Origin of the sequence: Flavobacterium sp. ZT3R18, assembly GCF_007097385.1 — a bacterium.
Taxonomy (GTDB): domain Bacteria; phylum Bacteroidota; class Bacteroidia; order Flavobacteriales; family Flavobacteriaceae; genus Flavobacterium.
This window is the reverse complement of the sequence record NZ_VJZS01000009.1, coordinates 43,886-67,638: the sequence shown is the minus strand read 5'-3', so window position 1 is coordinate 67,638 and position 23,753 is coordinate 43,886. Positions and strand designations below refer to the sequence as shown.

Below are 23,753 nucleotides of genomic sequence, written 5' to 3'. Positions count from 1 at the left end.
AGAATTTACAATGGCACACAACATTAAACCAGGAGTTGCTACAGGCGATCAAGTACAAGAAATTTTTAATTATGCAAAAGAGAAAGGCTTTGCCCTTCCAGCTGTAAATGTTATAGGATCAGACACTATTAATGGAGTACTTGAAACTGCTGCAAAACTAAATGCACCAGTTATCATTCAGTTTTCAAATGGTGGCGCACAATTTAATGCCGGAAAAGGACTTTCTAATGCTGGTGAGAAAGCCGCTATTGCCGGTGGTATTGCTGGTGCAAAACACATTCATACCTTGGCAGAAGCATACGGAGCAACCGTTATTTTGCACACTGACCATTGTGCTAAAAAATTATTACCTTGGATTGACGGATTATTAGATGCTTCAGAAGTACATTTTGCAGCAACCGGAAAACCATTATTCTCTTCGCACATGATTGATTTATCTGAAGAGCCAATCGAAGAAAATATCGAAATCTGCAAAGGATATTTAGAAAGAATGAGCAAAATGGGAATGACGCTAGAAATCGAACTTGGAATCACTGGTGGAGAAGAAGACGGTGTAGACAACTCTGATGTTGATAGCTCAAAATTATACACTCAACCTGACGAAGTAGCCTATGCTTACGAAGAATTATCTAAAATAAGCCCAAAATTTACAATTGCTGCTGCCTTTGGAAATGTTCACGGAGTTTACAAACCAGGAAACGTAAAATTAACTCCAAAAATCTTAAAAAATTCTCAAGATTACGTTCAAGAAAAATTCAAAACTGGACCAAACCCTGTTGATTTTGTTTTCCACGGTGGATCTGGTTCTACACTAGAAGAAATTAGAGAAGGAATTAGTTATGGTGTTGTAAAAATGAACATCGATACTGACTTGCAATTTGCTTTTACGGAAGGTATCCGTGATTTTATGATTAACAATGTTGAGTACCTTAAAACTCAAATTGGAAATCCAGAAGGAGCAGAAGCACCAAACAAAAAATATTACGACCCAAGAAAATGGTTGCGTGAAGGAGAATCAACTTTCAATGCGAGACTTGAGCAAGCTTTTACTGACTTAAATAACGTGAATACACTATAATTTTAGATTTTAGATTTTAGATTTCACGAGGAAATCTAAAATCTAAAATCTTAGATCTAAAATAATAAAAATGGCTTGGTTTAAAAGAAAAGAAAAAGGAATTACTACGGCTACCGAAGACAAAATGGACATCCCAAAAGGTCTTTGGTACAAATCTCCTACCGGTAAAATTATTGATGCTGATGAGTTGGCTCGTAATTTATTTGTAAGCCCCGAAGATGGTTTCCATGTTAGAATTGGAAGCGCAGCCTATTTTGATATTTTATTTGACAACAATGAATTTGTTGAATTAGACAAAAACATGACTTCTAAAGATCCTTTGCATTTTGTTGATACAAAAAAATATGCAGACCGATTGAAAGAGGTAATGGAAAAAACGCAACTCAAAGATGCTGTCCGTACTGGTGTTGGAAAATCAAAAGGCAAAGAATTAGTGATTTGCTGTATGGATTTTGCCTTTATCGGTGGATCTATGGGAGCGGTTGTTGGAGAAAAAATTGCCAGAGGAATTGATCATGCTATCAAAAACAGACTGCCTTTTGTAATGATTTCAAAATCGGGTGGAGCCAGAATGATGGAAGCTGCTTATTCTTTAATGCAATTAGCAAAAACATCTGTAAAATTAGCTCAACTTGCCGAAGCAAAATTACCTTACATATCGCTTTGTACTGACCCAACAACTGGGGGAACTACTGCATCTTACGCCATGTTAGGAGATATCAATATTTCTGAGCCCGGTGCCTTAATCGGATTTGCAGGACCAAGAGTCGTTAGAGACACTACCGGAAAAGATTTACCGGAAGGTTTTCAAACTGCCGAATTTCTTCTGGAACATGGTTTCTTAGATTTTATAACCGCCAGAAAAGAATTGAAAAATAAGATTAACTTATACATCGATTTGATTCAAAACAATACTATTAGATAAATGAAAATCCCGAGCAATCGGGATTTTTTTTTGGTTTGTCTAAAAATATTTCCCTTGAAGTGCTTCAATGATTATATTATGGTCTTCTTCATCGTGTAGTCCTGATACAGTTATTGTCGCTATCATTCCTGCACTCTTTATGAAAATTGGTATTGAGCCACCTTTTGCAAGAAAGTCTTTCTCGTCAAGTCCAAATGTTTTTTCTAATGTCATATTGCCCTCTTTCAGGTCGTTTTTGACACTTAAAGAACTTTCCTCAAATTGTTTTGCTACATTCGCTTTTCGTCTAAGCCAATTATGTTTATCAACAGGAAGACTGTCGTCAAAATAAATAAAAACGATATGGTTTAGCCTACATATTTCAACTGCAATATGTTGATTGCGACTTTTTGCCAAGGCAATAATTTTCAAGCCCATTTCAAGTGCAATTTGGTTAGAAAAATTGTCTAACTCTATTTTCTTGATTATCTCTTTTTCTGTTTTATTCTATGCCATTATCGAAATATTTAGTGCAAAAGTGAGTATTAAAATCAAATATTTAGTTGCCATTTTTTTAGTGAATTTCAAGAATTAATAAAAAAGTCTGTGTTGCTTTTAGTTTGTCTGTTAATCATCGTTTAAGGTGCTGCTAATTGCTAAATCGATGCGAAAAATACATATCAATTCATGTAGATTTAATTCATTAAATTTGCCGTAAAAGCAATTATTTCTTAGTCAAATAGATTATACTTTTTTCAAAACGCAATTTGGGGAACATCATAGCAAATAGTCAAACCTTTTTACATTCCCGTTCTAATGGCTTCTACGGGGTCTAATTTGGACGCTGCAATGGCAGGGAGAATTCCAGAAACAAGACCAATTACAGCTGCTAAGCCTGTTCCTAAAAGAATATTTCCTAGCGACAAAACAAATTCAAAGTCTAAGGCATTGGTCAAAATCAAAGCGATTCCCCAAACCATAAACAATCCAATTATACCTCCAAGTACCGAAAGTATTACGGCTTCGAATAAAAACTGAAACAATATAAAGCGATTTTTGGCTCCCAATGATTTTTGAATCCCAATTAAATTGGTACGTTCTTTTACAGAAACAAACATGATATTGGCGATCCCAAAACCGCCAACTAAAAGCGAAAATCCCGCAATTACCCAACCCATTACGTTCATAAGTCCTATAGTCTCGTCAATCATATCTGTAGCTCCTTTTAGCAAATTGATAAAAAAATTATCTGCCTGACCCGATTTTATTCCTCTAAAATTCCTAATTCTATAGGCAATTTGAGCTTTCAAACTTTCTACATCAACTCCTTTAGCAGGCTTTATAATCACTATTGGAGTAAATGACTTTGTATTATCTCCAAACAGACTTCTTATTTTATTAACCGTAGGGTAAATTGTTGTGTCTGGGTTTGAACCAAAACTTATCAACCTATCCCCTACTTTTTTCAGCACTCCAATAACCTTAAATCGCTGCCCATACAATCGAATATATTTATCAATAGGAGAAGTCCCTTCAAATAAAGCAGCTGAGATATCATGCCCAATCACAACTGTATTATCCCCCGAATTAGATTCTTTTTCGCTAAAAAAACGTCCTTCCTCAAAATCAAACTTTTCAATATCATACATTTCATAAGTACAAGGAATTACAACAATAGAACTTATCGATTTTAATTCATGCTTGATTGTTTCTCTCCCCGCATAAAACTGAAAACAAACGCTCTCAACATCGGTCAAGCTGTTTTTAAGTAATTTATACTCATCATAAGTGACATTAGGAAACTGATCTATTTTCCAATCGGGAACATCCGAAGGCCCGAAACAATATTTAAAAAAGAAAACGGTACTATTATCGAGACTACCAATATCTTTAGTTATTTTCCTATTCAAAGAATCTACCGCTGAAAGCACCGCGATAATCGAAAATATCCCAATAGTAACACCCAATAAAGAAAGCAACGTCCTCAATTTATTACTTCGCAACGCATTCATCGCAAAACCAAAACTCTCCTTTAATAATCTTAGATAAACTAGCATTTCATTTTAATTTGTGTTATTGTAAATTTCAAGATATTTATCGCAATAACCTAAGAAAACAATAACTGTTCGGTGATTAGTGAATAGTCATTAGTGATTAGCTTAGATTCTAGCATAAATACATTCTAAATATGTGTAAAAAACAAACCAAATGGCTTTAATGATGAATTCTTATTTTTTTAGTATCCCCAAAGACTAATCACTTTTCACTCCCGATAGCTATCGGGACTAATAGCTGATAACTACAAAAAACATATTTAACGATTGGTATGTAATTTTAAGACATTGTTACATATTTTTATTGAATTATATTATCAAAAAAAACTATTTTTGCACTTTATAATCATAACTACTCGATGAACACAACAAAAACAATCCAATCCGCATTAATTTCAGTCTTTTCAAAAGAAGGCCTAGAACCAATTGTAAGAAAATTGCATGACCAAAATGTAGTTTTTTATTCTACAGGTGGTACTGAGGAATTCATTAAAAATTTAGGAATTCCTGTAATCCCTGTTGAAGATGTTACAACTTACCCTTCTATTTTAGGTGGTAGAGTAAAAACGTTACATCCAAAGGTATTTGGAGGAATCTTAAATCGTCAAGACAACGAAAGTGATGTACAACAAATGCAGGAATACAACATTCCGCAGATTGATTTGGTAATTGTTGATTTATATCCCTTTGAAAAAACAGTTGCTTCTGGAGCAAGTGAAGACGATATTATCGAAAAAATTGATATTGGTGGTATTTCATTAATTCGTGCTGCCGCAAAAAACTTCAAGGACACTGTAATCGTTGCTTCTGTTGACCAATATAGCACACTTCTTGACATGATTACCACTCAAAATGGAGCTACTACTCTTGCAGACAGAAAATTATTAGCCACCAAAGCTTTTCATGTTTCTTCTCATTACGACGGAGCCATTTTTAACTATTTTAATACGGATGAAACCATCTATAAAGCGAGTATAGAAAATGGTCAAGTATTGAGATATGGAGAAAACCCACACCAAAAAGGATTTTTCTTTGGAGATTTTGACGCTATGTTTACCAAAGTTCACGGTAAAGAATTATCATACAACAACTTATTAGATGTAGATGCGGCAGTGAATTTAATTAATGAATTCAAAACTGACGGACCAACATTTGCTATTCTAAAGCACAACAATGCTTGCGGATTAGCAACAAGAGATACTATTAGTGAAGCTTACAATGTAGCTTTGGCATGTGATCCTACTTCGGCTTTTGGAGGAGTATTAATTGCAAACACGACAATAGATGTTGCAACCGCAACTGAAATCAACAAATTATTTTGCGAAGTAGTAATCGCTCCATCTTATGATGCGGAAGCAATTGCGCTCTTACAAGAAAAGAAAAACAGAATTATTTTAATTCAAAACGAAGTCGAACTGCCTCAAAAACAAGTAAGAACGTGTCTGAATGGATTGTTGATTCAAGAAAGAAACAACATCACTGATACTAAAGCCGACTTAAAAACCGTTACAGCAACAGCCCCTACTGAGCAAGAGATTAACGATTTGATTTTTGCTTCGAAAGTTTGTAAAAACACTAAATCAAACACTATTGTATTTGCAAAAAACGGAACATTAATTTCATCTGGTACAGGACAAACTTCAAGAGTTGATGCACTATTACAAGCCATCGAAAAAGCAAAAGTATTTGGTTTTAGCTTAGAAGGTGCTTCAATGGCAAGCGATGCCTTTTTCCCTTTTCCTGATTGTGTTGAAATTGCTAAAAAAGCTGGAATAACAGCAGTAATTCAGCCAGGAGGTTCAATAAAAGACGAATTGAGCATAAATTATTGTAATGAAAATAATCTTGCAATGGTATTTACAGGTACACGTCATTTTAAACATTAATTTGTTTAACTTTGTGCGTAATTTATTTATAACTTTTTAACCCCAATAAGGCATATGGGCTTTTTTGATTTCATGACCGAGGATATTGCGATAGACCTTGGTACAGCAAACACTTTAATCATTCACAATGACAAAGTCGTAATTGACAGTCCGTCAATCGTTGCGCGTGATAGAATATCAGGCAAAATTATTGCAGTTGGTAAGGAAGCCAATATGATGCAAGGGAAGACGCATGAAAACATAAAAACGATAAGGCCTTTGAAAGATGGTGTAATTGCCGATTTTGATGCTTCAGAAAAAATGATCAGTATGTTTATTAAAAGCATACCGGCATTGAAAAAAAGAATGTTCACACCAGCCCTTAGAATGGTAGTTTGTATCCCTTCTGGAATTACAGAAGTGGAGATGAGAGCCGTTAAAGAATCGTGCGAAAGAGTTAATGGTAAAGAAGTTTATTTGATTCACGAGCCTATGGCTGCTGCTATTGGTATCGGTATCGATATTATGCAACCAAAAGGAAACATGATTGTTGATATAGGTGGAGGAACTACAGAAATTGCAGTTATTGCATTAGGTGGTATTGTTTGTGACAAATCCGTTAAAATTGCAGGAGATGTATTCACAAATGACATTGTATATTATATGCGTACTCAACACAATCTTTTTGTTGGAGAAAGTACTGCTGAAAAAATAAAAATACAAATTGGTGCCGCTATCGAAGATTTAGAAACACCACCAGAAGATATGTCTGTTCAAGGAAGAGATCTATTGACCGGTAAACCTAAACAGGTTGAAGTATCTTATAGAGAAATTGCAAAAGCATTAGACAAATCAATCCAACGAATTGAAGATGCAGTAATGGAAACATTATCACAAACTCCTCCTGAATTAGCTGCCGATATTTACAACACTGGTATTTACTTAGCAGGTGGTGGTTCTATGTTAAGGGGACTAGATAAACGAATTTCGCAAAAAACAGATTTACCTGTTTACATTGCAGAAGATCCTTTAAGAGCTGTAGTTCGAGGAACTGGAATGGCACTTAAAAATATTGCAAAATTTAAAAATATCCTTATAAAATAATACCCAAAAAAAATCCAAACACCAACTTGTTCTAAAACAATTTGGTGTCTGGGATTTTTAAATTTTGATTTTTAAAAATTTTTAATTTTACACAATGCAGCAAATATTTTCATTTATTATAAAAAACAGTAATAGGTTACTGTTTTTGCTGCTTTTGGGTATTTCGTTATCTCTTACTATTCAATCCCATTCTTTTCATAAAAGCAAAGTTATTAGCTCTGCCAATTTCCTTAGTGGAGGCGTGTACGAACGAATTAATTCTATGGAAGAATACCTTCACTTGAAAAAACAAAACGAAGAACTTGCTTTAGAAAACGCTAATTTAAAAAGTCTGCTCTTTAAATCTCAAGACACCCTTAAAGCACCCAACTTAGACAGTCTAAAAGGTGTTTTACCAAAAGACATCATTGTTTCTAGGGTAATTCATAACTCTTATAATGTATATGATAACTTCTTAACACTGAATTCAGGTGCAAAATCAGGGGTTAAACCCGATATGGGAGTCATTAATAGTTTAGGAATTGTTGGCATAACCGATAATGTTTCTGGAAACTATTCTACTGTAGTGAGTATATTGAATGTAAAATCACAAATTAATGCGAAAATTAAAAATTCAGATCATTTTGGGTCATTAATTTGGGATGGAAAAAGCACTGGTTTTGTTCAATTAATAGACGTTCCTAGATTGGCTGCCATAAAAAAGGGGGATACCATTGTCACAGGCGGACAATCTGTAATCTTTCCTGAGAACATAGGAATTGGCACTATTGACAAAATTTTCATCGAAGAAAAAACCCACTATTACACGATTAATGTAAAATTATTCAATGACATGACCAATTTGGGTTATGTATACATTATCAAAAGTAAAGACAATGAAGAAATTAAAAATCTAGAAAAACTAGGAAAAGATGAATAGCATCGTATTAGGCAATATTTTTCGATTTGTACTCTTACTGGCAGTTCAAATACTTGTTTTTAATAACATGGATTTTTGGGGCTATGTAACTGCATTTCCCTATATTCTTTTTATAATCCTTTATCCTGTAAACGGAAATAGATCCGGACTTTTACTATCCAGCTTTTTCCTCGGATTAATAATGGATTTATTTTGCAATTCTGGTGGTGTTCATGCGACAGCATGTGTCCTACTTGCTTATATTAGACCTTACTTTTTTAAATTTTCTTTTGGTCTTAGCTATGAATATCAAACCGTAAAACTAAATGATGTTTTAACTCCCGAACGATTTACTTTTATTTTACTGGCTGTTATAACACATAATTCTACGCTGTTTCTATTAGAATCTTTTCAAATAACTTTCTTTTTAGACGTACTAATTAGAACGTTATTGAGTACTGTTTTTACCATAATCTCTTGCATCATATTAATTTATCTTATAAAGCCAAATAAACGATGAGAAAAATCTTGTTGCCAGCTTTAATAATTATAGGTGCTTCTTTGTTATTAATTCGTGTTTTTTATTTACAAATTGTAGATGATTCTTTTAAATTAAAATCTGACAACAATGCCATAAAAATAAAATATGATTATCCAGAAAGAGGGTACATCTATGATAGAAATGGCGTTCTACTGGTGGCAAATCAGCCCTCATACGATATCATGGTAATTCCTAAAGAGCTTAAAAACACAGATACACTTGAATTTTGTCAACTTTTAAACATTACCAAGGACGATTTTATAAAAAAAATAGAAAAAGCAAAAGTCTATAGCCCTAGATTGCCATCTGTTTTTTTAGCGCAATTGAATAAAACTGAATTTGCTGCATTTCAAGAAAAAATAAGAAAATTTGAAGGTTTTTATTTTCAAAAACGTTCCTTGCGTGATTACGAAGTAAATTACGGAGCCAATATTTTTGGATTTATAACACAAGCTAACGAAAAATTAATAGCCAAAAATTCCTATTATAAAAGTGGCGATTTAATAGGTAAGCAAGGAGTCGAAGAAAGCTATGAAGAAATTTTGCGCGGTGTAAAAGGCGTTAAATATTTTCAAAAAGACAAATTCAATAGAGAGATAGGTTCATTCAAAGAAGGTAAATATGATACTATTGCCGTACAAGGTGAAGATATTAACTTAACTATTGATGCCGCATTACAAAAATACGGCGAAGAATTAATGATTAACAAAAGAGGTGGAATAGTTGCTATTGAACCTAAAACGGGCGAAATACTGGCACTTGTTACCGCTCCTTCCTATGATCCAGGGATTTTAGTGGGACGACAACGTTCCAAAAATTACACAAAACTTTATCGTGATTCTATTGCAAAACCACTTTATGACAGAGGTTTACTAGCCGAATATCCTCCTGGATCTCCATTTAAAATCTTAACAGGTTTAGTAGGTCTTCAAGAAGAAGTAGTTGAAGAAGAAACCACTTTTATGTGTAATCATGGTTTTGCTTATGCTAGAGGGAGATTTCAGAGATGTCATTGCGGTGGAGGTGTCCGAGATCTTCACGTAGGAATCTACAAATCTTGCAATGCCTATTTCTCAAATGTATATCTGAGAACCATTGCCAAATACAAAAAACCTGCCTATGCTGTAGATGTATGGAGCAATCATGTCAAAAGTTTTGGATTAGGTCAGTTTATGGGTTATGATTTACCTACTGGAAAAAAGGGAAACATCCCCACTTCTAAAACCTACAAAAAAATATACCCTAATGGAGGTTGGAGAGGTACAACAATCATCTCTAATGCCATTGGTCAAGGAGAAGTATTGATGACCCCAATTCAATTGGCCAATATGATGTCGGCTGTTGCTAATCAAGGGTATTATTACACTCCTCATATCATTAAAAAGATTAAAGGAGAAAAAATTGACACAAAATTCACTACAAAACACGTAACCACTATTGACAAAAAATATTTCCCCCCAATGATTAGCGGATTATTTGATGTATACAACAAGGGAACTGCCTACGCCCTAAGAGTTGAAGGAATTGACATTTGTGGAAAAACAGGAACCGCAGAAAATTTTGCTAAAATCGACGGGCTAAGAACAAAACTACAAGATCACTCTATTTTTGTTGCTTTTGCCCCAAAAGACAATCCGAAAATAGCCATAGCTATTTTGGTAGAAAACGGGGGTTTCGGCTCCACTATTGCAGGACCTATTGCCAGTTTAATGATTGAAAAATACCTTAGAAAGAAAATTTCAAGAACCGATTTGGAAACTAGAGTGTTAAATATTAGCCTACAAGGTCGCTACGCAAAACTTGGAGGTCTTTCCGAAGAGATTAAAAAAGAATTGAGAACTAAAGATTCTATTTTAAAAAGCAAAACAAAAGCACCTATAATAAAGATAGATTCAATCAAAGCCAAAACATAATACATTCATTTGAAATGAAAAATCAAAGTTTATCAAACAATATTGATTGGATATGTATCATTATCTATATTGCACTTGTGCTTTTAGGTTGGTTAAACATCTATTCTTCGTCATTGTCCTCTACCGAAGGCACGTATGAGAAACAAGCCATTTTTATTGCATTATCAATTCCATTAATATTTATTTTATTATACATTGATGGTAAGTTTTATGAAAAATACGCAACTATACTATACGGAATTTCTTTATTATCCTTAGCGGGCTTATTTATTTTTGGTAAAACGATAGCGGGACAACGTTGTTGGTATGGTTTTGGAAGTTTTACACTACAACCATCAGAATTTGCCAAAGCAGCTACAGCACTGGCACTAGCAAAATACTTGAGCGACACCCAAATTAATTTAAAAGATGTCAACCGACAAATACAGGCATTAGCAGTAGTTTTTTTACCTGTTATGCTTATTTTGCCTCAACCGGATCCCGGAAGCGCCTTAATTTATAGCATTTTTATAATTGTACTCTATCGCGAAGGATTACCTTCCTGGTACGTTTGGACAGGATTTATTACAATTTTACTTTTTGTATTAACACTCATTTTAGAGCCACAATATGTTATTTTAATAGCATTAGTTATCCTAATTCTAATCCATTTTAAATCGAGACTTGCCGATAGAAATGTAGTATTAAGCGGCATTCTTTTTGCTGTAATATCTGGTTTTGTATTGTCTGTAAACTATGTTTTCACACATGTTTTCAAGCAACACCACCGCGATCGTTTTAATATTTTACTCGGAAAATCAGTTGATATGAAAGGAATTGGATACAACACCAATCAATCCGAAATTGCAATTGGGTCTGGAGGATGGCTCGGCAAAGGATTTCTGGAAGGCACCCAAACAAAGGGTGGATTTGTACCCGAGCAGCATACCGATTATATTTTTACCACAGTTGGCGAAGAATGGGGATTTGTTGGTTCCTTAGTAGTAATTGGATTATTTGCAGGTTTGTTTCTTCGTATCATTTATCTTGCCGAAAGACAAAAAACAAAATTTAGTAGAGTTTACGGATATTGTGTTGCTGGAATATTGTTTACCCACTTCTTTGTAAATATCGCTATGGTTATCGGTATTTTTCCAACTATTGGAGTACCCTTGCCGTTCTTTTCTTATGGAGGTTCTGGACTTTGGGGATTTACGATTTTGTTATTTATTTTCATAAAAATGGATGCCAATAAAGTAAATGAATGGTAAACAATGGGTTTTTAATTAATATGACTGTCCGCAACTAATACCAATTAGATTATTACACGAATTATTAAATAAATGCAAAAACTTGAATGTATTTATTTGACACAGATTTCACAAATTCCCACAGATTAATTTGTAAAAATTTGTGAAATCTGTGTCAAGAAAAATCAATCATGGTCTACTTAACGGATAGACATATTAATTAAAAACCCATTCTTTACTATTTCTAATTTATTTTAGATCGTATCTTCCCACAAGACAATCAATACAACCATTTTTCATTGGTACCAACGTAATGTAATCATCCTTTTCAATAACAACAAAAAAAGTGTTTCAATAATTTGAAACACTTTTCTGATTTTATTTTGTCTTAAAACAACCGTTATGATTTAACTAACCTCCTCTTTTTATCTGTAGCAATGCTCGCTTTTACAATGGATTTAGGTTGCAAATCATCCAAAACATTCAAAGCTTCTTCAACATAAATGTCTTTGGATAAATTTTCATGCCATCTTTCTCTCTTTTCTTTTAAAATTGGATCTTTGCTTATTCCTTCTAATTCATAAGGCATTGAAGTAAATTTCAAATTATTTTTATAATTAGCAATTGGCTTAAACTTTTTAGCTGCTTCTTCAATCTGATTTTGCGCTACTTTAAATTTATCTATCTGCAAGCTATAATTATTTTGAGTACTTCGGCTATCAATCCATTTAGCATTTTCTTCGATTAATTGAAATTGAATGTTTTTTTCAATTCTCTGTTTACTATTGATAATCGCTTGATCAAATTTTGAAGTATTATTCCAAACGACATAAGGTGCTGGCTCAATTTTATCCCATGGCATTGCATGCTCTTGATCACGTTCTCCCATTTTTAGATAAGCATAGCGATCTGGCATTACTACATCGCTGCTTACGCCTTCTAATTGCGTAGAGCCTCCATTTATTCTATAAAATTTTTGAATAGTTGTTTTTAAAGCCCCTAAGTCGCCTACTGTATTATTACGCACATATTGATTCAGGTCAATTACTTTTTGAACAGTCCCTTTACCATACGTTTGTTTGCTCCCTATGATGATACCTCTTTTATAATCCTGAATAGCAGCTGCCAAGATCTCCGAAGCCGAAGCTGAAAATTCATTTACCATAATAACTAATGGTCCGTCCCATTCTATTTTTTCATTGGTATCATACAAAATATTTTGTTTCTTCCCAACCGATTTAACTTGAACAATAGGTCCTTTTTCAATAAATAACCCCGCAATATCAACAACGGTAGTCAAAGATCCTCCTCCATCATCTCGAACGTCTAAAACAATACCATTAACCCCATATTTTTTTAAACGATCCACTTCTAAAGCAATATCCTTACCGGCATCTCTTCCGTCTTTGTTTTCGAAATCAAGATAAAATTTAGGCAAATAAATAACCCCATATTTCAAACCGTTTTTTTCGACAATGCTAGATTTCGCATACGTTTCTTCGATCTCTACAACATCTCTTATGATAGGGATAACTTGCATAGTTCCGTCAGCTTTTTTTACAGTAAGACGAACTTCAGAACCTTTGGGACCTTTTATTTTTTTTACAACTTCAGACAAGCGCATTCCTATCACATCTACAGGAACACCATTAGATTGGGCTACTTTCATCAATAAGTCCCCTTTCTCTAATTGTTTCCCCCTCCAAGCTGGTCCTCCAGAAATAAGTTCTGAAATTTCGATGTAATCGTTTTTCTTTTGTAATTGAGCGCCTATCCCTTCAAATTTACCACTCATACTCGTATCAAAACGCTCTTTATCTTCCGGAGCAAAGTAAGAAGTATGCGGGTCAAATTGTGACATTATAGAATTGATATATAATGTAAACCAATCGTCTCTTTTTAATTCATACATAAATCCAAAAGACTCATTCAATGATTTTAAGGAACTATCTCTTGTTTCTTTTTCTAAGACAGTTTCTGATTTTACAACATACGTTGAATCTTTTCTTTTTTTATCTTCTTCTAATTTTTGTTTGTCTGTAAAAGACGAAAGCGTAGATAACTTTATTTGCTTTCTCCATTTATCTTTCAACTCGGTGCTGTTTTTGGCAAACGGAGCTTTATCATAATCTACATTAAAATCTTCTTCAATTTTATAATCAAAAGGAGTACTTAAGACCTCTTTGAATATTTTTTTGCTTTCTTCCATACGAAGTATCAAACGATCGTAAGTTAGATTAAAGAAAGTCAAATCCTTATTGGTTAATTGATCGTCCAACTCCAATTCGAATTTAGAAAACTCATTGATGTCAGATTGCAAGAAAAAACGCTTAGAAGGATCCAAAGCTACTATATAGTCTTTGTAAACGCCTTTAGAAAAATTATCATTAATAGTCGCCGGATTATAATGTCCTTTTTCGATAACAAAAGTCAGTAACTCCAATAGCAATTTATCTCTATCCGGGTCAACCGATTTTTCAGAATTAATAGTAAAGCCACACAAGGTAACCGAAAGGCATACCACAGTTATGAGTATTTTATAATTTCTTTTCATTCGTAAATAATATTTGTTTTTAATAGAACATGGTTCGCCGTTCTTCATCACTTTTTTGCATCCGGAAACTTCGGGAAGAAACCAAAACGACTACTTAACACTAACAACAAAACTCGTTTAATATTTTTCAAAATTACATTAAAAACTGTCTCAAATCCACAGACTACCAGACAATATTTTGTTAAAGATATACATTTATTCCAAGAAAAAAAGAACAAATCAATTGCCGAAAACCAACTTATCGAACACGTAGTACTCCAAAGATTTATTAACTTTTCACTTCGCTCTTTTCACATCGATACACAATAAAAAAAACGCTTCAAATATCCAAATATATTGAAGCGTTCCTAATAACTATTTTAAAATCATAAAGAATTATTACGATTTAACTAATTTACCTTTTTTAATTTCACTGACCATACTGTTTTTTACAATTGCTTTTATTTGCAAATCATCTAACACATTCAAGGCTTCTTCAACATAAATATCTTTAGACAAACTTTCATGCCATCTTTCTCTCTTTTCTTTTAGAGCAGGATCTTTAGCTATACCATCTAATTCATAAGGCAACGAAGTAAATTTTAAATTATTTTTGTAATCTACTATTGGCTTATACTTTTTAGCTAAATTTTCAACTTCGTTTTGTGCAACTATAAATTTATCAATATTTAAGCTATATATATTTTCTCCACTTCGGCTGTCAATCCATTTTGCATTTTCTTCAATCAATTGAAATTGAATGTTTTTCTCAATTCTATTTTTACTATTCGCTATCGCTTGATCAAATTTTGCATAATCCTTCCAAACGGCATAAGGTGCCGGATCAATTTTATCCCATGGCATAGCATTCTCTTCATCACGCTCTCCCATTTTTAAATAAGCATATCGATCTGGCATAACAACATCACTGCTCACTCCTTCTAATTGAGTTGATCCTCCGTTTATTCTGTAAAACTTCTGGGTGGTTGTTTTCAATGCTCCAAGATCACCTGCAGAACTGTTGCGTACAAATTGATTCAAATCGATTACATTTTGCACAGTTCCTTTACCATAAGTTTGTTTACTTCCAATGATGATTCCTCTTTTATAATCTTGAATGGCGGCTGCCAAAATCTCTGAAGCCGATGCTGAGAACTCATTAACCATTATAACCAAAGGTCCGTCCCACTCAATTTTTTTATCGGTATCGTATAAAATTTCTTTTTTCTTACCCGCAGATTTGATTTGTACAATAGGTCCTTGCTCAATAAACAAACCTGCTATATCAACAACAGTAGACAATGATCCACCGCCATCATCACGAACATCCAATACAATTCCTTTTACTCCAGCTTTCTTCAATCGATCCACTTCAAGAGCGATATCCTTACCTGCATCTCTACCGTCTTTATTTTCAAAATCAATATAAAATTTAGGCAAATAGATAACACCGTATTTAAGTCCGTTTTTATCAACAACACTAGATTTAGCATACGTTTCTTCAATCTCTACAATATCTCTAATGATAGAAATAACTTGAATCGTACCATCTACTTTTTTAACGGTAAGACGAACTTCAGAACCTTTTGGCCCTTTAATTTTTTTAACAACATCATCCAGACGCATTCCAACAACATCTACCGGAACTCCATTACCTTGGGCAACTTTCATCACTAAATCTCCTGCTTCCAATTGCTTTCCTCTCCAAGCCGGACCTCCAGAAATCAGTTCAGAAATCTCCGTATAATCGTTTTTCTTTTGCAAACGAGCTCCAATACCTTCTAGTTTTCCGCTCATACTGACATCGAAACGCTCTTTTTCTTCTGGTGCAAAATAAGAAGTATGAGGATCAAAACGAGACATAATAGAATTGATGTACAAGGTAAACCAATCATCTCTTTTCAATTCATTCATAAATCCAAAAGACTCATTTAAAGAATTCAATGAACTATCTCGTGTTTCTTTCTCAAGATCCGCATAAGACTTCACAACATATTTAGGGTCTTTCCCTTTTTTATCTTCTTCGATTTTTTGTTTGTCTGTAAAAGAAGAAAGGGTAGATAACTTTATTTGTTTTCTCCATTTTTCCTTAAGCTCGGTTGTATTTTTTGAATAAGGCGCTTTATCATAATCTACATTAAATTCCTCATCAACAGTATAGTCAAAAGGTTTGCTCAAAACCTCTTTGAATATTTTTTTGCTTTCTTCCATACGTAGCATTAAACGATCGTAGGTAAGATTAAAGAAAGTCAAATCTTTGTTGATTAACTGATCGTCTATTTCTGTTTCGAATTTAGAAAACTCATTAATATCCGACTGCAAGAAAAAACGTTTGGAAGGATCCAAGGCAACAATATAATCTTTATAAACCCCTTTTGAAAAAACATCATCTATCGCGGCAGGATTGTAGTGTCCTTTTTCTATTACAAAAGTCAAAAGCTCCAAAAGTAACTTATCTCTATCCGGATCTACTTCTTTTTTTGAGTTAATCGTAAATGCAAATAAGGTAGCCGAAAGACATACCACTGCTATGAGTATTTTATAATTTCTTTTCATAAATCTAATAATAGGATTCATCAATTTTTTATCTAAAGTTACATTAAAAACCATGCCAGCCCTCTAGATTGCTACATAATTTTTTGTTAAAGATATAAAATAGAATTCCCAACTTGAATAAATCAGCTTGAAAAATATATTTTATTTGTTCGCAATATAAGATTTTGTGTTACTACATTTGTTCAAGAAGTCAAATTTTATCAACAATTCTTTTTTTTAAATACAACACCAATGAAAATTGAAAGACCTTTAATACTAATAACGAATGACGATGGCGTTTCAGCACCGGGAATAAGAGCTTTAATTACTGTTATGTCAGAGATAGGAGAGGTAATTGTCGTAGCTCCAGACAAACCACAAAGCGCAATGGGACATGCCATCACCATTAATAACACACTACATCTCAATAAAATTTCAAAAGAAACTGATTCAATTATAGAATACAGCTGCTCCGGGACACCTGTAGATTGTGTAAAAATAGCGGTGCATGAAATTCTGAAACGAAAGCCAGATCTTTGCGTTTCTGGCATCAATCACGGATCCAACTCTTCTATAAATGTTATCTATTCCGGAACCATGAGTGCCGCTGTAGAAGCAGGAATCGAAGGCATTCAAGCTATTGGTTTTTCTTTATTAGATTATGATTGGGATGCCGACTTTGAGCAAATTAAATCCTATATCAAAAATATCACATTAGAGGTTCTGAACAAGAAACTCCCAGAAGGGGTGATTTTGAATGTGAATTTTCCCAAATTAAAAGAAAAAGAAATCAAAGGAATCAAAATTTGCCGTCAAGCGAATGCCATTTGGATGGAAAAATTCGACAAACGAAAAACCCCACAAGGCAAAGATTATTACTGGCTTACTGGGGAATTTGTCAATCAAGACAAAGGCGAAGATACCGACGAATGGGCGCTTGCAAACGGATATGTTTCTATAGTTCCTGTGCAATTTGATCTGACGGCGCATCATGCCATCCAAAACTTAACCAATAGAGATTGGAAATGAATAAAATAGACTTACTCATCGGATTCACCATCGGAATCTTGGCTTCTATCTTGGGAATGTTCCTCTACATTACCTTTGCAGTTCACTCGGATTTTATCGCTGGACTGCAATTAATGAAATACCAAGGTCACCTCGGAAAAATAGTCACTCTAGGTTCCATACTTGATTTAATTGCTTTTGGCATTTTACTAAAAATGAATAAAGAGCTCATGGCAAGAGGTGTCGTTTTGGCAGTTATTCTACTGACTATTATCACTTTGTTTCTTTAAAAAAGAATAAATACTATATTTGTAGATCTGAAAACAAACCTAAATCAGCTCCCATTGAGTTGTTTTTACTACTTTTAATTCAAAAAAAATGAAATATTACATTATTGCAGGAGAAGCTTCAGGCGATTTACATGGATCCAATTTAATGAAAGCACTCTATGAAAAAGATCCAAATGCTGACATCCGTTTTTGGGGTGGTGATTTGATGCAAAATGTAGGTGGTACTCTAGTAAAACACTATCGTGAATTGGCATTTATGGGTTTTATTGAAGTGATTTTCAATCTGAAAACCATTTTAAACAACATTAAGATTTGTAAAAACGACATTACGCAATTCAATCCAGACGTCATCATTTATATCGATTATCCAGGTTTTAATATGCGAATCGCCAAATGGGCCAAACAATCCGGATATAAAAACCATTACTATATTTCTCCTCAAATTTGGGCTTGGAAAGAAAACAGAATCACTGCCATAAAACACGACATAGACAAAATGTACGTGATTTTACCCTTCGAAAAAGATTTCTACGAAGTCAAACATCAGTTCCCTGTTGAATTTGTAGGCCATCCATTAATTGATGCCATTCACAATCAATCCGGTATTGACGCCAATACTTTTAGAACCGAAAACCGATTGTCCGAAAAGCCAATCATTGCCATTTTACCGGGAAGCCGACAACAAGAAATCAGCAAAATGCTGTCCGTGATGTTAAGCGTTGTTACCGATTTCCCCGATTATCAATTTGTAATTGCGGGTGCGCCAAGTCAGGAATTTTCATTTTATAAGCCTTTCATTTCTAGCGAAAACATAAAATTCATCTCGAATAAAACCTATGCTTTATTGCGTAATTCCACCGCTGCATTGGTTACCTCAGGCACAGCAACACTAGAAACCGCACTTTTTAAAGTTCCCGAAGTGGTTTGCTACAAAGGCAGTTGGGCATCATACCAAATCGCCAAACGCATTATTACGCTAAAATACATTTCGCTCGTCAACCTAATCATGGACAGAGAAGTAGTAACCGAATTAATTCAAGACGACTGCTCCACCAAACGCATTCGGGAAGAATTGACCAAAATTCTAGAGCCCAACTATCGTAAAACACTTCTCGAAAACTACGATTTACTAGAAGAAAAACTAGGCGGAATAGGTGCCAGTAAAAAAACAGCACAATTAATTGTTGATACTATAAAGTAATTCAAACATCTGTTTTCAATACATCAATTGCCTCCAGCTTTAGCTGGGGGAATAAAATTGGCATGTTATATGATGGCTTCAGCCAAAACAGCATGCTTTTTGGCTAAAGCCAATTTGACATTCATTCATTATACCTCCAGCTAAAGCTGGAGGCAATTCAAAATAAGCAATAATCTAAATAGTTACGATATCGTTAGTTTTAAAATCTGCGTAAATCTTCTAGATCTACGTGCCAATTTTTCTATGCAAATTCACAAAATCCTAATAATTAAAGACTCCCATAAAAATCATAGCTAAAAAAAGCATTATTTCTTACAAAATATTTGTACTTTGGTAATATGAAAGTACTACAATTCCCATTAGCAAGAATTACAATCGCCTTTATTTTGGGTATACTACTCGCCTATTTCCTAAAACCAATTCCTTCGACAACATTCATTTTTCTTGCTATCCCGATAGCTATCGGGACTACGCTCCTTTTTATCGGAACCTATTATTCAAGCAAAACAAACACAAAATCCTTAGCCCTTTTTGGAATAGCAACATCACTACTTGCCTTTTCCATCGGAGCCACTACACAAATCATCCACACCGATTCCTACCAACAGAACAATTACACACATCATGCAACCATCTTTGAGAAAAGCCACACTTTTACCGTAACCTTAAGAGAAAAACTAAAAGGGTCCAATTTTAACGAACGCTACATTGCCCTACTCCATACAATAGACCAAGAAAACGCTACAGGAAGAATACTCCTCAACATCCGAAGAGACAGCTTAAACCATACTTTTAAAATTGGTAATCGCTTAAAAATAGATGGATTACTCTACAAAAACACTGTTCAAAAAAATCCAAACCAATTTGATTACCAAAAATACTTAGACAACAAACAAATTTACGCTCAACTCTATGCCGAGCCGAATGAAATAAAGATAAGTACTGAAATCGAAAAGGATATTTGGTATTATGCCTCCAAATTAAGAACACGAATTATTGAGAATTTAAATAAAAGCAATTTTCATGTAGCAGAGCTAAACGTAGCCGTAGCACTAATTTTGGGGCAACAGCAAGATATTTCGCCAGATATAATTCGGGATTATCAATACGCTGGTGCCGTTCATATCTTATCGGTTTCGGGATTGCATATTGGTTTTATATTGCTGTTTGTAACTTTTATTCTAAAACCGTTACCCAATTCTAAACGAGGTTCTTTCGTTAAACTAATTGTAACATTGTTCTCTTTGTCGCTTTTTGGAATACTTGCGGGTTTAGCACCATCAGTGTTGCGTTCCGTTACGATGTTTTCCTTTGTTGCTATTGGACTGTTTTTAAGAAGAAGTGTCAATATTTATCATACTTTACTCGTTTCCATTTTACTTATTTTACTGTTTCAACCTTCCTTCTTGTTCGATGTTGGGTTTCAACTGAGTTATATCGCCTTGTTCTTTATAATCTGGCTACAGCCGCTTTTGGCAAAGCTTTGGATACCAAAGAACAAAGTCCAAAAATACATTTGGGATCTACTAACGGTTTCTTTTGCTGCACAAATCGGAACTTTACCCTTAAGCATCTATTACTTTCATCAATTTCCCGGATTGTTCTTTGTGACCAACTTGATTGTGATTCCGCTTCTGGGTTTCATAATGAGTCTAGGCGTTTTGGTCATGGTTTTAGCGGCATTCAATTGGGTTCCTTTTTATCCGGCCAAAGCTTTAGAAATAAGCATCTTTTATTTGGATAAAATCATAAACACAATTGCCTCATTCGAATCCTTCGTCATCAAAGACATTTCGCTAAATACTTCACTCCTAATAACGGGATACCTCGTACTAATTGCAATGGTAATTTGGTTTAAAAAACCAAATTTTAAAAGTCTGGCATTCGTATTAATTACAATTGTAGCACTGCAAATTTCGAGTATAAAAACAAAATGGGATGTACAAAATCAAGAAGAATTTGTTGTTTTTAATACCAAAAAGAATACTTTACTACTGGAACGAAATGGCTTCAACACCACTTTGTATGCCAATGACAGCCTTTTGAAAACATACCAAAAGAACAATCTTATTTCCTCCTATCTTTCAGGAAATTTTTGCACATTAAAACATAAAAGGCAATTACAAAATATCATTTATTTTAAAGGAAATAAAATACTGATCCTTGACAGTTCTATGGTTTATCCAAAAACCATACAACCCGATGTTTTACTACTCACACAATCAACAAGAGTCAATCTAGACCGAGTATTACAAAGTATAAAACCCAAAATTATAGTTGCCGATGGATCGAATTTTAAAACCATTCAAAAACGTTGGAAGCAGACGTGTACCCAACAAAAAATCCCTTTTCACTCAACAAGTGAAAAGGGATTCTATACAATCAATTAAACGAATTTAATTTAATCTTTTTTAGATTTTTTGGATTTTCCTTTCAAAGCAGAATTTTTAACAAAAGGATCCGCCACGGCTAACCAAGCTGTTGGTCCACCTGCAACATAACCGGTACTCCCTAATCCTTCAAAATTAACTTTCCCCTCTTTGTTAACAGTTGCATTTGCAAAATAAACAGTTGGAAAACCTTGTACTCCAAAAGCTTGTTGCAACTCGTCATTTTGTTTTTTAATCTCATCTGATTGGGCAGTTCTTCTAGGAAAATCCAATTCAACAAGAATAACACTTTCTTGGGCCCATTTGTTAAATTCGGGTGTTTTGAGCACTTCATTTTGCAAACGAATACACCACCCACACCAATCACTTCCCGTAAAGAATAACATTAACGGTTTTTTCTTTTTATTCGAAACTTTGATGGCTTCTTTTACATTGGTGTACCACTTTAACTCTTGAGCTTGTATCGCAAGTCCTCCAATTAAGAACAATGTTATCAAAAATACTTTCTTCATTTGTTTATTTTTTAATTTTTTAAAGTAAAATAGAATCTGGAAAAGTTAAAAACCTTTCTTTTTCCTATTCTCTAATCGATTTCTGCTTCACAAATTTAAACAAAAATAATACCAAAATGCGTTGGCTATCTTACTTCGTGCATTAATTTTTTCATTATTGGCACCATTAGAATTAAAACCGCTCCCGCTATAAGAGAATATATTGCTAATTGGTAATACCCTTCAGTATATGATTGCAATTTTGATACTAAAGTTGTTCCAGTGTTTGCCTTAGCCATTTCGGCACCCAATTTACCTGCTGCAAATTGACCAAAAGCTGAAGCCAAAAACCACAATCCCATCATCATTCCAAAAAGCCTTTTAGGAGACAATTTAGTGATAATAGACATTCCAATAGGCCCCAAACAAAGCTCACCAATGGTGGTTACTAAATAAGCAAAAGTAAAAATATTCAATGATGTAATTCCTTCGACATTAGCAAAAAAGCGCGTGTAGTAGAACAAATAGAAAGAGGCTCCAAGGAATAAGAAACCAATACCAAATTTAACAATTGTATTAGGCTCTAATTTCTTTTTGGCAAGCCACAACCAAAGCAGCCCTAAAATTGGACTAAAAATAATAACAAATAAAGAATTCGAACTATTGTTAACAACATTTGGATCAATGTTGAAAAACAAAAGACTATGACTCAAATTGTCTTTAGCAAAAAGAGATAATGACCCCCCGCTTTGTTCGTAAATGGAATTAAAAACAAAATAGAAAAAGATAAAAACAAAAGCTGCAAGTAACTTTTTACGCAATTTATTATCTCCCAAATTATACACTTCAAAAGCAAAATACAGCACTGCAATCACCCCAATTGTACACATAAAATAATCGGTAAAATCGGTATTCTTAACCATTATAAAAATAAATGGAATACTTAACAACGAACCTGCATAAACAGCAATCTCCCTAAATTTTCTTTTATTAGCAGACAAATTCAATAAAGGCGAATCCCCAATAGGCCCTAAATGTTTTTTAGTCAATAAAAAAGTAACTAAGCCCAAAATCATAACGATCGCGGCAGAAAGAAAACACCAAGACCACGAATAATATTTACCCAAATAAATACACAAAGCACCTCCTAAAAGACCTCCAATATTTATACCTGCATAAAACATTCCGTATCCCGCATCCCTTCTATGGTCATCGGCATGATAAAGTTCTCCAACCATTGAAGAAATATTAGGCTTAAAGAAACCTGTTCCAATTATAGAAAAGGCAATCCCATAATAAAAAAGGGTTTGAGGAGAGAAAGCAATCAATAGATTTCCTAAAATCATAACGATACCCCCAAAAAACAGAGATTTTCTAAAACCTAAAATTTTGTCGGCAAAAATACCTCCAATAAAAGTAAAAGCATAAACAAAAGCCTGAATGGCTCCGTATTGCAAATTAGCGGCCTCATCTTTTAACAAAAGTTGATCGACCATAAAAAAAGTTAGAACACCCCGCATTCCATAAAAGCAAAAACGTTCCCACATTTCTACTATAAACAAATACCATAGCTGTTTTGGGTATTTACCTTCAAAATTCTGAATTTGTTCTAAACTTAATTTTTGTTCCATTTTTAATTTTATTTTTTTATAAGTATGTAAATAAAAAGCATCATCATTTTGATTGAATCAAAATGATGATGCTTTAAGTATATTTTTA

The 23,753-nt window shown here is 33.9% G+C and carries 18 protein-coding genes; 12 read left to right on the top strand and 6 right to left on the bottom strand.

Features of this window, described 5'->3' with window-relative positions; genetic code table 11:
- Window positions 1-10: 10 nt before the first annotated feature.
- Both fbaA and accD read left to right on the top strand, forming a co-directional pair.
- Window positions 11-1,078, top strand: coding sequence for a class II fructose-bisphosphate aldolase (fbaA, locus tag FNW52_RS11360; protein WP_143377592.1), 1,068 nt, complete (start codon window positions 11-13; stop codon window positions 1,076-1,078).
- A 70-nt stretch (window positions 1,079-1,148) separates the two neighbouring features.
- Window positions 1,149-2,003, top strand: a complete 855-nt coding sequence (gene accD, locus FNW52_RS11355) for an acetyl-CoA carboxylase, carboxyltransferase subunit beta (protein ID WP_143377591.1) — start codon at window positions 1,149-1,151, stop codon at window positions 2,001-2,003.
- Window positions 2,004-2,042: 39 nt separating this feature from the next.
- Here the strand turns inward: accD and FNW52_RS11350 are convergent, their stop codons facing one another.
- Together FNW52_RS11350 and FNW52_RS11345 are read right to left on the bottom strand one after the other, a co-directional pair.
- A complete protein-coding gene (locus FNW52_RS11350; protein WP_255515581.1) occupies window positions 2,043-2,432 on the bottom strand; it encodes a heme-degrading domain-containing protein in 390 nt (129 codons plus the stop codon).
- 350 nt (window positions 2,433-2,782) lie between these two features.
- The gene (locus tag FNW52_RS11345; protein ID WP_143377589.1) at window positions 2,783-4,039 is read right to left on the bottom strand and encodes an ABC transporter permease; all 1,257 of its coding nucleotides are present in this window, start codon (window positions 4,037-4,039) and stop codon (window positions 2,783-2,785) included.
- Between the two features lie 356 nt (window positions 4,040-4,395).
- Here FNW52_RS11345 and purH point away from each other — a divergent pair, with 356 nt between their 5' ends.
- From purH to rodA, 6 genes are all read left to right on the top strand, one after another.
- A complete protein-coding gene (gene purH / locus FNW52_RS11340) occupies window positions 4,396-5,922 on the top strand; it encodes a bifunctional phosphoribosylaminoimidazolecarboxamide formyltransferase/IMP cyclohydrolase (RefSeq protein WP_143377588.1) in 1,527 nt (508 codons plus the stop codon).
- 54 nt (window positions 5,923-5,976) lie between these two features.
- Window positions 5,977-7,005 (top strand): rod shape-determining protein, encoded by a 1,029-nt coding sequence (locus FNW52_RS11335; protein WP_116764027.1) that lies wholly within the window; start codon window positions 5,977-5,979, stop codon window positions 7,003-7,005.
- 94 nt (window positions 7,006-7,099) lie between these two features.
- The gene (gene mreC, locus FNW52_RS11330) at window positions 7,100-7,924 is read left to right on the top strand and encodes a rod shape-determining protein MreC (RefSeq protein ID WP_143377587.1); all 825 of its coding nucleotides are present in this window, start codon (window positions 7,100-7,102) and stop codon (window positions 7,922-7,924) included.
- Complete coding sequence (locus FNW52_RS11325) at window positions 7,917-8,423, top strand: rod shape-determining protein MreD (RefSeq protein ID WP_143377586.1); 507 nt, start codon at window positions 7,917-7,919, stop codon at window positions 8,421-8,423. Before mreC ends, FNW52_RS11325 begins: the two co-directional genes overlap by 8 nt.
- A complete protein-coding gene (gene mrdA, locus FNW52_RS11320; RefSeq protein ID WP_143377585.1) occupies window positions 8,420-10,357 on the top strand; it encodes a penicillin-binding protein 2 in 1,938 nt (645 codons plus the stop codon). The genes FNW52_RS11325 and mrdA overlap by 4 nt, the downstream gene beginning before the upstream one ends.
- Window positions 10,358-10,371: 14 nt before the next feature.
- On the top strand, window positions 10,372-11,607 hold the full coding sequence (gene rodA / locus FNW52_RS11315) for a rod shape-determining protein RodA (RefSeq protein ID WP_143377584.1): 1,236 nt from the start codon (window positions 10,372-10,374) through the stop codon (window positions 11,605-11,607).
- 379 nt (window positions 11,608-11,986) lie between these two features.
- On the opposite strand, the gene FNW52_RS11310 is transcribed toward rodA, so the two are convergent.
- Together FNW52_RS11310 and FNW52_RS11305 are read right to left on the bottom strand one after the other, a co-directional pair.
- Window positions 11,987-14,140: a carboxy terminal-processing peptidase gene (locus FNW52_RS11310; protein ID WP_143377583.1), complete on the bottom strand. Its 2,154-nt coding sequence runs from the start codon at window positions 14,138-14,140 to the stop codon at window positions 11,987-11,989.
- A gap of 378 nt (window positions 14,141-14,518) precedes the next feature.
- Window positions 14,519-16,696 carry a carboxy terminal-processing peptidase gene (locus tag FNW52_RS11305; RefSeq protein WP_143377582.1) on the bottom strand — a complete coding sequence of 726 codons (2,178 nt, stop codon included), beginning with the start codon at window positions 16,694-16,696 and terminating at the stop codon, window positions 14,519-14,521.
- Window positions 16,697-16,906: 210 nt separating this feature from the next.
- Here FNW52_RS11305 and surE point away from each other — a divergent pair, with 210 nt between their 5' ends.
- The 4 genes from surE to FNW52_RS11285 all read left to right on the top strand — a co-directional run bounded on the left by surE (window position 16,907) and on the right by FNW52_RS11285 (window position 21,543).
- Entirely contained in the window at window positions 16,907-17,683 is a 777-nt protein-coding gene (gene surE, locus FNW52_RS11300) for a 5'/3'-nucleotidase SurE (RefSeq protein WP_185965965.1), read from the top strand.
- On the top strand, window positions 17,680-17,952 hold the full coding sequence (locus FNW52_RS11295) for a hypothetical protein (protein WP_143377581.1): 273 nt from the start codon (window positions 17,680-17,682) through the stop codon (window positions 17,950-17,952). Before surE ends, FNW52_RS11295 begins: the two co-directional genes overlap by 4 nt.
- A gap of 88 nt (window positions 17,953-18,040) precedes the next feature.
- A complete protein-coding gene (lpxB, locus tag FNW52_RS11290; RefSeq protein ID WP_143377580.1) occupies window positions 18,041-19,153 on the top strand; it encodes a lipid-A-disaccharide synthase in 1,113 nt (370 codons plus the stop codon).
- Between the two features lie 338 nt (window positions 19,154-19,491).
- Window positions 19,492-21,543 carry a ComEC/Rec2 family competence protein gene (locus tag FNW52_RS11285; RefSeq protein WP_143377579.1) on the top strand — a complete coding sequence of 684 codons (2,052 nt, stop codon included), beginning with the start codon at window positions 19,492-19,494 and terminating at the stop codon, window positions 21,541-21,543.
- Between the two features lie 11 nt (window positions 21,544-21,554).
- Here FNW52_RS11285 and FNW52_RS11280 read toward each other — a convergent pair whose 3' ends face one another.
- Complete coding sequence (locus FNW52_RS11280; RefSeq protein ID WP_143377578.1) at window positions 21,555-22,055, bottom strand: thioredoxin family protein; 501 nt, start codon at window positions 22,053-22,055, stop codon at window positions 21,555-21,557.
- Between the two features lie 125 nt (window positions 22,056-22,180).
- Window positions 22,181-23,665 (bottom strand): peptide MFS transporter, encoded by a 1,485-nt coding sequence (locus tag FNW52_RS11275; protein ID WP_143377577.1) that lies wholly within the window; start codon window positions 23,663-23,665, stop codon window positions 22,181-22,183.
- Window positions 23,666-23,753: the final 88 nt, after the last annotated feature.

Excerpts from the sequence above, each read along its gene's own strand:
- fbaA (WP_143377592.1), top strand. The coding sequence starts at position 11 with ATGGCACACAACATTAAACCAGGAGTTGCTACAGGCGATCAAGTACAA.
- accD (WP_143377591.1), top strand. The coding sequence starts at position 1,149 with ATGGCTTGGTTTAAAAGAAAAGAAAAAGGAATTACTACGGCTACCGAA.
- FNW52_RS11345 (WP_143377589.1), bottom strand. The coding sequence starts at position 4,039 with ATGCTAGTTTATCTAAGATTATTAAAGGAGAGTTTTGGTTTTGCGATG.
- purH (WP_143377588.1), top strand. The coding sequence starts at position 4,396 with ATGAACACAACAAAAACAATCCAATCCGCATTAATTTCAGTCTTTTCA.
- FNW52_RS11335 (WP_116764027.1), top strand. The coding sequence starts at position 5,977 with ATGGGCTTTTTTGATTTCATGACCGAGGATATTGCGATAGACCTTGGT.
- mreC (WP_143377587.1), top strand. The coding sequence starts at position 7,100 with ATGCAGCAAATATTTTCATTTATTATAAAAAACAGTAATAGGTTACTG.
- FNW52_RS11325 (WP_143377586.1), top strand. The coding sequence starts at position 7,917 with ATGAATAGCATCGTATTAGGCAATATTTTTCGATTTGTACTCTTACTG.
- mrdA (WP_143377585.1), top strand. The coding sequence starts at position 8,420 with ATGAGAAAAATCTTGTTGCCAGCTTTAATAATTATAGGTGCTTCTTTG.
- rodA (WP_143377584.1), top strand. The coding sequence starts at position 10,372 with ATGAAAAATCAAAGTTTATCAAACAATATTGATTGGATATGTATCATT.
- FNW52_RS11310 (WP_143377583.1), bottom strand. The coding sequence starts at position 14,140 with ATGAAAAGAAATTATAAAATACTCATAACTGTGGTATGCCTTTCGGTT.
- FNW52_RS11305 (WP_143377582.1), bottom strand. The coding sequence starts at position 16,696 with ATGAATCCTATTATTAGATTTATGAAAAGAAATTATAAAATACTCATA.
- surE (WP_185965965.1), top strand. The coding sequence starts at position 16,907 with ATGAAAATTGAAAGACCTTTAATACTAATAACGAATGACGATGGCGTT.
- FNW52_RS11295 (WP_143377581.1), top strand. The coding sequence starts at position 17,680 with ATGAATAAAATAGACTTACTCATCGGATTCACCATCGGAATCTTGGCT.
- lpxB (WP_143377580.1), top strand. The coding sequence starts at position 18,041 with ATGAAATATTACATTATTGCAGGAGAAGCTTCAGGCGATTTACATGGA.
- FNW52_RS11285 (WP_143377579.1), top strand. The coding sequence starts at position 19,492 with ATGAAAGTACTACAATTCCCATTAGCAAGAATTACAATCGCCTTTATT.
- FNW52_RS11280 (WP_143377578.1), bottom strand. The coding sequence starts at position 22,055 with ATGAAGAAAGTATTTTTGATAACATTGTTCTTAATTGGAGGACTTGCG.
- FNW52_RS11275 (WP_143377577.1), bottom strand. The coding sequence starts at position 23,665 with ATGGAACAAAAATTAAGTTTAGAACAAATTCAGAATTTTGAAGGTAAA.